Origin of the sequence: Jejubacter calystegiae (assembly GCF_005671395.1) — a bacterium.
Classification (GTDB): domain Bacteria; phylum Pseudomonadota; class Gammaproteobacteria; order Enterobacterales; family Enterobacteriaceae; genus Jejubacter; species Jejubacter calystegiae.
Map to the genome: position 1 here is coordinate 2,043,855 of NZ_CP040428.1, position 12,740 is coordinate 2,056,594.

The 12,740-nt window shown below is 58.3% G+C and carries 11 protein-coding genes; all 11 read left to right on the forward strand.

Features of this window, described 5'->3' with window-relative positions:
- The first annotated feature begins 23 nt into the window (after window positions 1-23).
- The 11 genes from cra (at window position 24) to murG (ending at window position 12,707) form a co-directional block, all read left to right on the forward strand.
- A complete protein-coding gene (gene cra, locus FEM41_RS09455) occupies window positions 24-1,028 on the forward strand; it encodes a catabolite repressor/activator (RefSeq protein ID WP_138095736.1) in 1,005 nt (334 codons plus the stop codon).
- A gap of 564 nt (window positions 1,029-1,592) precedes the next feature.
- Complete coding sequence (gene mraZ, locus FEM41_RS09460) at window positions 1,593-2,051, forward strand: division/cell wall cluster transcriptional repressor MraZ (RefSeq protein WP_138095737.1); 459 nt, start codon at window positions 1,593-1,595, stop codon at window positions 2,049-2,051.
- Between the two features lie 3 nt (window positions 2,052-2,054).
- The gene (gene rsmH, locus FEM41_RS09465; RefSeq protein ID WP_138095738.1) at window positions 2,055-2,996 is read left to right on the forward strand and encodes a 16S rRNA (cytosine(1402)-N(4))-methyltransferase RsmH; all 942 of its coding nucleotides are present in this window, start codon (window positions 2,055-2,057) and stop codon (window positions 2,994-2,996) included.
- Window positions 2,993-3,358 carry a cell division protein FtsL gene (ftsL, locus tag FEM41_RS09470; RefSeq protein WP_138095739.1) on the forward strand — a complete coding sequence of 122 codons (366 nt, stop codon included), beginning with the start codon at window positions 2,993-2,995 and terminating at the stop codon, window positions 3,356-3,358. The genes rsmH and ftsL overlap by 4 nt, the downstream gene beginning before the upstream one ends.
- A 35-nt stretch (window positions 3,359-3,393) precedes the next feature.
- Window positions 3,394-5,160, forward strand: coding sequence for a peptidoglycan glycosyltransferase FtsI (locus FEM41_RS09475; protein ID WP_138095740.1), 1,767 nt, complete (start codon window positions 3,394-3,396; stop codon window positions 5,158-5,160).
- The gene (murE, locus tag FEM41_RS09480; RefSeq protein WP_138095741.1) at window positions 5,147-6,634 is read left to right on the forward strand and encodes a UDP-N-acetylmuramoyl-L-alanyl-D-glutamate--2,6-diaminopimelate ligase; all 1,488 of its coding nucleotides are present in this window, start codon (window positions 5,147-5,149) and stop codon (window positions 6,632-6,634) included. The genes FEM41_RS09475 and murE overlap by 14 nt, the downstream gene beginning before the upstream one ends.
- Window positions 6,631-7,989, forward strand: a complete 1,359-nt coding sequence (murF, locus tag FEM41_RS09485; RefSeq protein ID WP_138095742.1) for a UDP-N-acetylmuramoyl-tripeptide--D-alanyl-D-alanine ligase — start codon at window positions 6,631-6,633, stop codon at window positions 7,987-7,989. Before murE ends, murF begins: the two co-directional genes overlap by 4 nt.
- The gene (mraY, locus tag FEM41_RS09490; RefSeq protein WP_138095743.1) at window positions 7,983-9,065 is read left to right on the forward strand and encodes a phospho-N-acetylmuramoyl-pentapeptide-transferase; all 1,083 of its coding nucleotides are present in this window, start codon (window positions 7,983-7,985) and stop codon (window positions 9,063-9,065) included. The genes murF and mraY overlap by 7 nt, the downstream gene beginning before the upstream one ends.
- Window positions 9,066-9,067: 2 nt before the next feature.
- Window positions 9,068-10,384 carry a UDP-N-acetylmuramoyl-L-alanine--D-glutamate ligase gene (murD, locus tag FEM41_RS09495; RefSeq protein ID WP_138095744.1) on the forward strand — a complete coding sequence of 439 codons (1,317 nt, stop codon included), beginning with the start codon at window positions 9,068-9,070 and terminating at the stop codon, window positions 10,382-10,384.
- Entirely contained in the window at window positions 10,384-11,652 is a 1,269-nt protein-coding gene (gene ftsW, locus FEM41_RS09500) for a cell division protein FtsW (protein ID WP_138095745.1), read from the forward strand. Before murD ends, ftsW begins: the two co-directional genes overlap by 1 nt.
- Window positions 11,649-12,707, forward strand: a complete 1,059-nt coding sequence (gene murG / locus FEM41_RS09505) for an undecaprenyldiphospho-muramoylpentapeptide beta-N-acetylglucosaminyltransferase (RefSeq protein ID WP_138095746.1) — start codon at window positions 11,649-11,651, stop codon at window positions 12,705-12,707. The genes ftsW and murG overlap by 4 nt, the downstream gene beginning before the upstream one ends.
- The last annotated feature ends 33 nt before the right edge of the window (window positions 12,708-12,740 follow it).

The window sequence follows — 12,740 nt, forward strand, 5'->3', positions numbered from 1 at the left end:
CTTAACGATTATAAGGGGCAATAGTGAAACTGGATGAAATTGCGCGTCTGGCGGGGGTTTCCCGCACCACGGCGAGCTACGTCATTAATGGCAAGGCAAAGCAGTATCGTGTCAGCGATAAGACCGTAGAAAAAGTGATGGCGGTGGTGCGCGAACATAACTATCATCCCAACGCCGTTGCCGCAGGGCTGCGGGCTGGCAGAACGCGCTCCATTGGTCTGGTGATTCCCGATCTGGAAAACACCAGCTATACCCGCATCGCCAACTATCTGGAGCGCCAGGCGCGCCAGCGCGGTTATCAGCTGCTTATCGCCTGTTCCGAGGATCAGCCGGATAATGAAATGCGCTGCGTGGAGCATCTGCTACAGCGTCAGGTCGATGCCATTATCGTTTCCACCTCTCTACCGCCGGAGCATCCTTTCTACCAACGCTGGGCCAGCGGTAAGTTTCCCATCATTGCCCTGGACCGTGCGCTGGATCCCGAACACTTCACCAGCGTCGTGGGGGCGGATGAAGAAGATGCCGGCATGCTGGCGGCGGAGCTGCGCCAGTTTTCGGCCGAAAACGTGCTTTATCTGGGGGCATTGCCTGAACTGTCGGTCAGCTTCCTGCGTGAAAAAGGCTTTCGCGATGCCTGGCGGGACGATCCACGTGAAGTGCAGTTTCTGTACGCCGACAGCTATGAACGCGAGGCGGCAGCGCGCAGCTTTGGCCTGTGGCTGGATAACAATCCCATGCCTCAGGCGCTGTTCACCACCTCGTTTGCCCTGTTGCAGGGGGTAATGGACGTCACGCTGCGTCGTGAAGGGCGGCTGCCGTCTGAACTGGCTATCGCGACTTTTGGCGACAATGAGCTGCTGGACTTCCTGCAGTGTCCGGTACTTGCTGTGGCCCAGCGCCACCGTGAAGTGGCCGAGCAGGTACTGGAACTGGTGCTGGCAAGTCTTGATGAACCGCGTAAGCCACAGGCCGGTTTAACCCGAATACGTCGAAATCTTTGGCGCCGGGGTAACTTGAGTCGCGCTTAATTGAAACGGCAGCTTCGGCTGCCTGATAATTGAGACTATTCTCGTCATATGGTGTTAAAAATCGACAGAGTTTTCTTACTGAGTTTTTTAGTTAAGACTTTTTTCCTTCCCCCCGGTGTCAATTTTTTAATAGGCCGGAATGATTTTGTTACATTCACCTTCCGGAACGGAGCGAAAAAACAGCAAATATTCTGATTGTTTTTCTTCCTCTTGCCTGCCGCCAGCGTACAGACGCCATCTGGCGCTGTTCTTGCCAGGTGAATTGCCTTAAAATGCCGCCCGCGTCGCAAACTTAGCACGTAATATTTTTTTCAGGATGTCTTCAGCCGTTTTTACGATTTGCATGTCTGTTAGTCATTTTTCTACAAATATTCAGCGCGTTAATTTTGTCTCGCCCGAATCGCGGTTTTCTCTCAGGCTGTTAATCCCCTGTCAGTGACCTTTTTTTACTTTCTTATTATATGGGTGTTGGCTTGACAAGCTTTTCCTCCGCTCCGTAAACTTCTTCATGTGGGAATTTGTGGGATAAAGTGGTGAAAAGGGTGAGGAGAGGGTGAGACTGGCATGTTCCGTGGGGCAACGTTAGTCAATCTCGACAGCAAGGGGCGGCTTTCCGTTCCTACCCGTTACCGGGAAAAGCTGATCGAAACCGCGATGGGTCAAATGGTTTGCACCATTGATATCCATCACCCCTGCCTGCTGCTTTATCCACTTCCCGAGTGGGAGATTATTGAACAAAAGTTGTCGCGTTTATCGAGCATGAACCCCGCGGAACGCCGCGTACAGCGACTGCTGTTGGGGCATGCCAGCGAGTGTCAGATGGACAGTGCGGGGCGCCTGTTGATCGCGCCAGTGCTCAGACAGCACGCCGGACTTTCCAAAGAAGTGATGCTGGTCGGACAGTTTAATAAGTTTGAGCTGTGGGACGAGGCGACCTGGCATCAACAGGTCACGGAAGATATTGACGCTGAGCAATCCTCCGTGAGCGATTTGTCGGAGCGGCTGCAGGACTTGTCATTATAAAAAATGATGGAAAATTATAAACATACCACGGTACTGCTCGACGAAGCCGTAGAGGGTCTTAACCCGCGTCGTGACGGTATCTACATTGATGGCACTTTTGGTCGCGGTGGTCATTCCCGTCTTATCCTGTCCCGTCTGGGGCCGGAAGGACGTCTGTTGGCTATCGATCGCGATCCTCAGGCAATTGCCGCCGCGCAGGCCATCGACGATCCGCGTTTTTCCATCATTCATGGGCCTTTTTCTGCGCTTGGCGATTATATGCGCGAGCGCTCGCTAGCCGGTCGTATCGACGGCATTCTGCTTGACCTTGGGGTCTCTTCCCCCCAGCTCGACGATCCTGAACGTGGATTCTCGTTCATGCGCGATGGCCCGCTGGATATGCGAATGGATCCCAGCCGTGGCCGTTCGGCCGCCGAATGGCTGATGGATGCCGAAGAGGATGAAATCGCCCGGGTATTGAAAACCTGGGGCGAGGAGCGTTTCGCAAAACGCATCGCCCGCGCCATCGTGGAGCGTAACCGGGAGCAGCCGATGACCCGGACCCGCGAGCTGGCGGAAGTGGTGGCGGCAGCTACCCCGGTCAAAGACAAGCATAAACACCCCGCGACCCGTACCTTCCAGGCGGTGCGCATCTGGGTAAACAGTGAACTGGAGGAGGTAGAGCTGGCGCTAAAAGGCTCGCTGGACGTACTTGCCCCGGGAGGGCGGCTTTCCATTATCAGTTTCCACTCGCTGGAAGATCGGCTGGTGAAGCGCTTTATGCGTGAATACAGTCGTGGGCCTCAGGTGCCGGCGGGGATCCCGATGACGGAAGCGCAGCTTAACCAATTGGGCGGTCGCCAGCTGAAAATAATAGGAAAAATGATGCCGGGTGCAGAAGAAGTGGCGGACAACCCTCGAGCCCGGAGTTCAGTTCTGCGTATTGCAGAGAGGACGAACGCATGATTAGCAGAGTGACAGAGGCCCTGAGCAAAGTAACCGGGTCGATCGGAAGCAACGAGCGTCATGCTTTGCCTGGCGTAATCGGAAGCGACCTGTTGCGATACGGGAAGCTGCCACTCTGTCTTTTCATTGCCATTATCGTCACTGCCATTTTTGTGGTCACCACCGCGCACCATACCCGCCTGCTTACCGCCCAGCGCGAGCAACTGGTACTGGAGCGCGACGCGCTGGATATCGAATGGCGCAACCTGATTCTGGAAGAGAATGCCCTTGGCGATCACAGCCGGGTGGAGCGTACGGCCACGGAGAAACTGCATATGCAGCATGTGGATCCGGCGCAGGAAAATATCGTGGTGCAGAAGTAGATGTTTTTGATGAAGTCTAAGGAACCTGGTAACCAATGAGAGCCGCGACGAGATCGCAAAAACCGAAGCGTCAGGACGATCAGGCCAACTTTATCAGTTGGCGTTTTGCGTTGCTGTGCGGCTGCATTCTGTTAGCACTGGCGTTTCTGTTGGGACGCGTGGCCTGGTTACAGATAATTAATCCCGACATGCTGGTTCGTCAGGGGGATATGCGTTCACTGCGCGTTCAGGAGGTTTCCACCTCACGCGGCATGATTACCGACCGTGGCGGACGTCCGTTGGCGGTCTCGGTACCGGTGAGCGCCGTCTGGGCTGACCCGAAAGAGCTGCATGCCGCTGGGGGGATTACCCTGGACAACCGCTGGCAGGCGCTGGCGGATGCGCTGAAGATGCCGCTGGATCAGGTAGCGAAGCGAGTAAACGCTAACCCTAAGGGGCGCTTTATCTATCTGGCGCGTCAGGTGAATCCGGATATCAGCGATTACATCAAAAAACTCAAGCTGCCGGGCATTCATCTGCGTAAAGAATCCCGTCGCTACTATCCCGCCGGGGCGGTAACGGCCCAGATAATCGGTTTTACCAACGTCGACAGTGAAGGGATCGAAGGCGTTGAGAAGAGTTTTGATAAGTGGCTGACGGGGCAACCCGGTGAGCGCATCGTGCGTAAGGATCGCTATGGACGGGTGATCGAGGATATCTCCTCTACCGACAGTCAGGCGGCCCATAACCTGGCGCTGAGTATCGATGAACGCCTGCAGGCTCTGGTGTATCGCGAACTGAACAACGCCGTAGCGTTCAACAAAGCGGAATCGGGCAGTGCGGTGTTAGTGGATGTTCACACCGGTGAGATTCTGGCGATGGCGAACAGTCCGTCGTACAACCCGAATAATCTGGCGGGAACACCGAAGGATGTGATGCGTAACCGCACCATCACAGACGTGTTTGAACCGGGCTCCACGGTGAAGCCCATGGTGGTAATGACTGCGCTACAGCGCGGTGTGGTACGGGAAAACAGCGTGTTAAACACCGTTCCCTACCGGATTAGCGGACATGAAATTCGGGACGTGGCGCGCTACAGCGAGCTGACCGTCACCGGAATTCTGCAGAAGTCGAGTAACGTCGGCGTTTCCAAGCTGGCGTTAGCGATGCCGTCCTCGGCGTTAGTAGATACTTACTCACGCTTCGGACTGGGAAAGGCGACCAATTTGGGGTTGGTCGGAGAACGCAGTGGCTTATATCCAAAAAAACAACGGTGGTCTGACTTAGAGAGGGCCACCTTCTCTTTCGGCTACGGGCTGATGGTAACGCCGTTACAGTTAGCGCGAGTCTACGCAACAATCGGTAGCTACGGGGTGTATCGTCCCCTGTCTATCACTAAGGTCGATCCGCCGGTTCCCGGCGAGCGCGTTTTTCCGGAATCCATCGTACGTACGGTGGTTCATATGATGGAGAGCGTGGCGCTGCCTGGCGGCGGCGGGGTGAAGGCGGCAATTAAGGGGTACCGAATCGCCATCAAGACCGGTACCGCCAAGAAGGTGGGTCCTGATGGACGCTATATCAACAAATATATTGCTTACACCGCGGGCGTAGCCCCTGCCAGCAACCCACGTTTTGCGCTGGTGGTGGTCATTAACGATCCGCAGGCGGGTAAATATTACGGTGGCGCCGTTTCGGCTCCGGTATTTGGCGCCATCATGGGCGGTGTATTGCGTACCATGAACGTCGAGCCGGATGCGCTGCCGACGGGCGATAAAAACGAATTTGTGATTAATGAAGGTGGGAAAACGGGTGGCAGATCGTAATTTGCATGACCTGGTGGCTCCCTGGGCGCCGCAGGCGCCGGAGCGAACGCTTCGGGAGATGACGCTCGATAGCCGCGTGGCGGCGTCGGGGGATCTCTTTGTCGCGGTAAAAGGTCATCAGGCTGACGGACGTCGTTTCATTCCGCAGGCGATAGCGCAGGGCGTTGCCGCTGTCGTGGCGGAAGCGGAAGGCGAAGCCGCCGACGGTGAGGTGCGAGAAGTTCACGGCGTACCCGTTATCTGGCTGAGCCAGCTTAATCAGCGCCTGTCCGCGCTGGCGGATCGCTTTTATGGCTCCCCGTCGCACCATTTACGTCTGGTCGGAGTCACCGGAACCAACGGTAAAACCACCACCACGCAGCTGTTGGCTCAGTGGGCGCAGTTGATGGGGGAAACCAGCGCGGTAATGGGGACGGTAGGTAACGGGCTGCTCGGCCACGTGGCGCCGACCGAAAATACCACCGGTTCAGCGGTAGATGTGCAGCAGGTACTGGCTGGTCTGAAAAGTCAGGGCGCGACCCTGGCTGCGATGGAAGTGTCTTCTCACGGCCTGGTACAGCATCGCGTTGCCGCGTTGCATTTTGCGGCCGCTGTCTTCACCAACCTGAGCCGCGATCACCTCGACTATCACGGTGATATGGCGCATTACGAAGAGGCCAAATGGCAGCTCTTCTCCAACCATCACTACGGTCAGGCGATTATCAACGCCGATGATGAAACCGGTCAGCGCTGGCTGGAACAACTGCCGGACGCGGTAGCGGTTTCGATGGAAGACCGGGTTAACCCGAACGGTCATGGCCGCTGGTTGAAAGCAACCGGCGTCGATTACCACGATAGCGGCGCCACCATCCGCTTCAGTTCGAGCTGGGGCGAGGGCGAAATCGAAAGTCGTCTGATGGGGGCTTTTAACGTCAGCAACCTGTTGCTGGCACTGGCGACGCTACTGGCGCTGGGCTATCCGCTGGAGAAACTGACGGAGAGCTCCGCACGACTGCAACCGGTGTGTGGTCGCATGGAAGTTTTCGCGGCGCCCGGTAAACCGACCGTGGTGGTGGACTATGCGCACACGCCGGATGCGCTGGAAAAAGCGCTGGAAGCGGCGCGTCTGCACTGTAAAGGCCAGCTATGGTGCGTCTTTGGCTGCGGTGGCGATCGCGACAAAGGTAAACGTCCTTTGATGGGCGCCGTGGCTGAAGAGTTCGCAGACCGGGTGGTGGTAACAGATGATAACCCGCGTACCGAAGAGCCGCGGGCCATCGTAGAGGATATCCTGGCCGGTATGACCGATGCCGGGCTTGCCCGAGTGGTGGCGGGGCGTGCCGAAGCGGTGACTAACGCCATTATGCAGGCAGGAGCCGACGATGTGGTGTTGGTGGCCGGGAAAGGACACGAAGACTATCAGGTAGTTGGCAATCGCCGTCTGGACTATTCGGATCGCGTCACCGTCGCGCGACTGCTGGGGGGGGGGGCATGATTAGCCTGTCACTGAGCCAGCTGGCGCAGGCGGTTAATGGTCGTCTGGTCGGCGCCGATGGTGTCATCGAGGCGGTGACTACCGACACGCGTAAAGTCACGCCGGGCTGTCTGTTTGTCGCGCTGAAGGGCGAGCGTTTCGACGCCCACGATTTTGTCGACCGGGCGCTGGAAAGCGGCGCGGGTGCGCTACTGGTGAGCCGCGAGCTTGCCGTTAAGGCGCCGCAGGTGGTGGTTGAAGATAGCCGCCACGCCTTCGGGCTGCTGGCCGCCTGGGTGCGCCAGCAGGTACCGACCCGGATTGTGGCCCTGACCGGCTCTTCCGGTAAAACCTCGGTAAAAGAGATGACCGCGGCGATTCTGCGCCAGTGTGGCAACACTCTCTATACCGAGGGCAATCTGAACAATGATATCGGCGTGCCGATGACGCTGCTGCGTCTGGCGCCGGAACATCAATACGCGGTGATTGAGCTGGGGGCGAACCATCAGGGTGAAATCGCCTGGACCACCAGCCTGACGCGGCCGGAAGCGGCGCTGGTCAATAACCTGGCGGCGGCGCATCTGGAGGGTTTCGGCTCGCTGGCTGGTGTCGCGAAGGCGAAGGGGGAGATCTTTGAAGGTCTGTCTTCCGAAGGGACGGCGATTATCAACGCTGACAGCAACGATCTGGAAAACTGGCGCGGGATCATCGGCAATCGCCGCACCTGGCGCTTTTCTCCCGACGCGGCGGGCTGTGATTTTAGCGCCAGCGACGTGCGGATTCGCGCTGATGGCACTCACTTTATGCTGAATACCCCCGATGGAACCTTTGAGGTGACGCTGCCGCTGCCGGGTCGCCATAACATTGCTAACGCGCTGGCAGCGACGGCGCTGGCGATGGCGGTTGGCGCCGCACCCCAGGCCGTGCAGCAGGGGCTGGCGCAGTTGAAAGCGGTTCCCGGGCGCCTGTTCCCGATTGTTCTTTCAGAAAATCAACTGCTGCTGGACGATAGCTATAACGCCAATGTGGGCTCAATGACTGCTGCGGTGCAGGTTCTGGCGGAAATGCCGGGCCAGCGCGTACTGGTGGTGGGCGATATGGGCGAGTTAGGAAGCGAAGCACAGGCGTGCCACCGTCAGGTGGGCGATGCGGCTCGTGCTGCGGGAATCGATAAGGTGTTGAGCGTAGGCGTTCTGAGTCAGGCGCTGAGCCATGCGAGCGGCGTGGGCGAACATTTTAATGATAAACAGGCTCTGGTAGCGCGTCTGAAAACGCTGCTGGCCGGAAATGCCGCGGTAACAATTTTAGTGAAAGGTTCACGTAGCGCTGCCATGGAACAGGTGGTGCAAGCAATACAGGAGAAGGGGACATGTTAGTCTGGCTGGCCGAACATCTGGTCCAATTTTATTCTGGCTTCAACGTCTTTTCATACCTGACGTTCAGGGCCATCCTCAGCCTGCTGACAGCGCTGTTTATCTCTCTGTGGATGGGGCCGCGACTGATCGCCCGCCTGCAGGAGCTCTCTTTCGGTCAGGTGGTCCGTAACGACGGTCCGGAGTCCCACTTCAGCAAACGCGGGACCCCGACCATGGGCGGGCTTATGATCCTGACGTCGATTGTGATCTCCGTACTGATGTGGGCCTATCCTTCCAACCCCTACGTCTGGTGCGTGCTGTTCGTGCTGGTGGGGTATGGCATTGTGGGCTTCGTGGATGATTACCGCAAAGTCGTGCGTAAAGACACCAAAGGGCTGGTGGCCCGCTGGAAATATTTCTGGATGTCCGCCATTGCGCTGGTGGTGGCTTTCGTTCTCTATATTACCGGCAAAGGAACCCCTGCCACCGAACTGGTGGTGCCGTTCTTTAAAGATGTGATGCCCCAGTTGGGGATTTTCTACATTCTGCTGGCCTACTTTGTGATTGTCGGTACCGGGAATGCGGTAAACCTGACGGACGGTCTGGATGGTTTGGCGATAATGCCGACGGTACTGGTTGCCGCAGGCTTTGCGCTGGTGGCCTGGGCCACCGGGAACATGAACTTCGCCGGTTATCTGCACATTCCCTATCTGCGTCACGCGGGGGAACTGGTGATTGTCTGTACGGCCATTGTTGGCGCGGGGCTGGGTTTCTTGTGGTTTAACACCTATCCGGCGCAGGTCTTTATGGGCGATGTGGGCTCGCTGGCACTGGGCGGTGCGCTGGGCGTGATTGCGGTGCTGCTGCGTCAGGAATTTCTGCTGGTCATTATGGGTGGAGTCTTCGTGGTGGAGACGCTGTCGGTCATTCTGCAGGTAGGCTCCTTTAAGCTACGCGGTCAGCGCATTTTCCGGATGGCGCCTATCCATCACCACTATGAGCTGAAAGGCTGGCCGGAGCCGCGAGTTATCGTGCGGTTCTGGATTATTTCACTGATGCTGGTCCTGATTGGGCTGGCGACGCTGAAGGTACGTTAACGATGGCGGATTACCAGGGGAAAAAGGTAGTCATTATCGGCCTGGGCCTGACCGGGCTCTCCTGCGTGGACTTTTTCCGGGCGCGCGGCGTTACGCCGCGCGTTATGGATACCCGTACTTCGCCCGGCGGACTGGACAAGCTGGCGCCGGAAATCGAACGTCACCTGGGTGGTCTGAATGAAGTCTGGTTACTGGAAGCGGATCTGATTGTTGCCAGCCCGGGTATTGCGTTGGCAACGCCAGCACTGGTTGCCGCTGCCGATGCCGGTGTCGAGATCGTCGGCGATATCGAACTGTTCTGCCGTGAGGCGCAGGCCCCTATTGTCGCTATCACCGGCTCTAACGGTAAAAGTACCGTCACCCGCATGGTGGGTGAAATGGCGGAAGCCGCCGGCGTTAACGTCGGCGTGGGCGGCAATATCGGTTTACCGGCGCTGATGCTGCTGGATGCCGAGCGCGAGCTCTACGTGCTGGAGCTATCCAGCTTCCAGCTGGAGACCACATCCAGCCTGAAAGCGGCGGCGGCCACGGTACTGAATGTGACCGAAGATCATATGGACAGATATCCGCTTGGTTTGCAGCAGTATCGTGGCGCCAAGCTGCGTATCTATGAAAACGCGGACGTCTGCGTCGTTAACGCTGACGATGCCCTGACCATGCCGGTGCGCGGCGCCGATGAGCGCTGCATCAGCTTTGGGGTGGACGTGGGGGATTATCACCTTAATCACCAGCAGGGCGACACCTGGCTGCGGGCGCGTGGCGAAAAAGTGTTGAACGTCAATGAGATGCAGCTTGTCGGGCAGCATAACTATACCAACGCGCTGGCGGCGCTGGCGCTGGCGGATGCGGTAGCGTTGCCCCGGTCCAGCAGCTTGCTGGCGCTGACGACCTTCGGGGGGCTGCCGCACCGCTTCCAACTGGTGCTCAATCATAACGATGTGTGCTGGATTAATGATTCGAAGGCGACCAATGTGGGCAGTACTGAGGCGGCCCTGAGCGGCCTGCGGGTAACCGGCACCTTGCATCTACTGGTGGGCGGAGACGGAAAATCGGCGGATTTCGCGCCGCTGAACCGTTTTCTGCAGGGCGACCGTATCCGTCTCTACTGCTTTGGCCGCGATGGCGGCGAGCTGGCGGCGCTGCGCCCGGAGATTGCGGAGCAGACCGAAACCATGGAGCAGGCAATGCGCCTGATCGCTCCAAGGGTTCGCCCCGGCGATACAGTGCTGCTGTCACCAGCCTGCGCCAGTCTCGATCAGTTTAAAAATTTTGAACAGCGTGGAGACTGCTTCACGCAACTGGCGAAGGAGTTAGGCTGATGCGACTCTCTCTCCCGCGCCTGAGAATGCCGCGTATGCCACATATACCGGGCGGCGGCGCTATTGGCGCGTTGCTGGCATGGCTCTTTACCGCGCTCAGGGGCTGGGTGATGGGCTCCCGCGAAGCGGACGACAACAGCATGGTGCTCTACGATCGCGTGCTGCTGTGGTTGACCTTCGGTCTGGCGGCTATCGGCTTCATTATGGTGACTTCGGCCTCAATGCCCGTGGGACAGCGTCTGGCGGACGATCCTTTCCTGTTCGCCAAGCGTGATGCTATCTACCTGCTGCTGGCTTTTCTGCTGGCGATGGTGACGCTGCGTCTGCCAATGGCGTTCTGGCAGCGCTACAGCGCCGTGATGCTTCTGGCCTCGATCGCGATGTTGTTGATCGTGCTGGTGGTGGGGAGCTCGGTTAACGGGGCCTCGCGCTGGATCTCGCTGGGGCCGCTGCGTATTCAGCCCGCGGAGTTTACCAAGCTGTCTCTGTTCTGTTACCTGGCGAACTACCTGGTGCGTAAGGTTGACGAGGTGCGTAACAACCTGCGCGGCTTCCTGAAGCCGATGGGCGTGATTCTGGTGATGGCGGTGCTGCTGCTGGCACAGCCGGACCTCGGTACCGTGGTGGTGCTGTTTGTGACCACGCTGGCCATGCTGTTTCTGGCAGGCGCCAAGCTGTGGCAGTTCCTGGCCATTATCGGTATGGGGATTGCGGCGGTGGTCCTGCTGATCCTGGCGGAACCCTACCGTATGCGGCGTGTGACCTCCTTCTGGAACCCCTGGGAAGATCCCTTCGGCAGCGGTTACCAGCTGACCCAGTCGCTGATGGCTTTCGGGCGCGGCGAATTCTGGGGACAGGGGCTGGGGAACTCGGTTCAGAAACTGGAGTATCTGCCCGAAGCGCACACCGACTTTATCTTCTCCATCATCGGTGAGGAGCTGGGATATATCGGTGTGGTGCTGGCGCTTTTGATGGTATTCTTCGTGGCCTTTCGCGCTATGTCGATAGGGCGCAAAGCGCTGGATATGAACCAGCGTTTCGCTGGCTTCCTGGCCTGCTCTATCGGCATCTGGTTTAGCTTCCAGGCGCTGGTCAACGTGGGTGCCGCGGCCGGTATGCTACCGACCAAAGGGTTGACCCTGCCGCTGATCAGTTACGGTGGTTCGAGTCTGCTGATCATGTCGACGGCCATTATGATGCTGCTGCGAATTGATTATGAAACCCGGCTGGCCAAAGGCCAGGCGGTGACAAGAGGTGCTACGCGATGACGAAGCGGTTAATGGTGATGGCGGGTGGTACTGGCGGGCACGTATTTCCGGGCCTGGCAGTCGCGCACCATTTACATTCCCAGGGCTGGGAGATTCGCTGGCTGGGCACCGCGGACCGAATGGAGGCGGACCTGGTACCGAAACACGGTATTGAGATCGATTTTATCCGTATTTCCGGGCTGCGCGGCAAAGGGCTGAAGGCTCAACTGCTGGCGCCGCTGCGTATTTTTAACGCCTGGCGTCAGGCGCGGGCCATTATGAAGCACTTTAAGCCGGATGTGGTGCTGGGTATGGGCGGTTATGTTTCTGGCCCTGGCGGTCTGGCTGCCTGGTCGCTGGGCATTCCGGTGGTGCTGCATGAACAGAACGGCATTGCCGGCCTTACCAACAAGTGGTTGGCGAAGATTGCCCGTACGGTGATGCAGGCATTTCCGGGCGCTTTTCCCAATGCGGAAGTGGTTGGTAACCCGGTACGCAGCGATGTATTAGCGCTGCCTGCCCCCGAAGTACGCTTCGCGGATCGCGAAGGTCCGGTACGGATTCTGGTGATTGGCGGCTCTCAGGGGGCGCGCATTCTGAACCAGACAATGCCGCAGGTGGCGGCACGGCTGGGCGAGAGCGTGACTATCTGGCATCAGACCGGTAAGGGCGCGCAGCAGGAAGTGGAGCGGGCCTATGCTGAGGCGGGTCAGCCCCAACACCGGATTGCGGAGTTTATTGACGATATGGCTCAGGCCTGGGGATGGGCCGATGTGGTGGTCTGCCGCTCTGGCGCCTTGACGGTCAGTGAGATCGCGGCCGCTGGCGTACCGGCGCTGTTTGTCCCCTTCCAGCACAAAGATCGCCAGCAGTACTGGAATGCGCTGCCGCTTGAAAAAGCGGGAGCGGCGAAGATCCTGGAACAGCCGCAGTTCACGGTAGATGCGGTAGCGGAAACCCTGGCAGGTTGGGACCGCGCAACCTTATTGACTATGGCCGGACGTGCGCGTGCGGCCGCGATTCCGGATGCTACGGAGCGCGTGGCGAAGGAGGTTAGCGCTGCGGCGCTGGCCTGATGATTCGGGCGCGATTTTGTGCCCCGGAGTGAT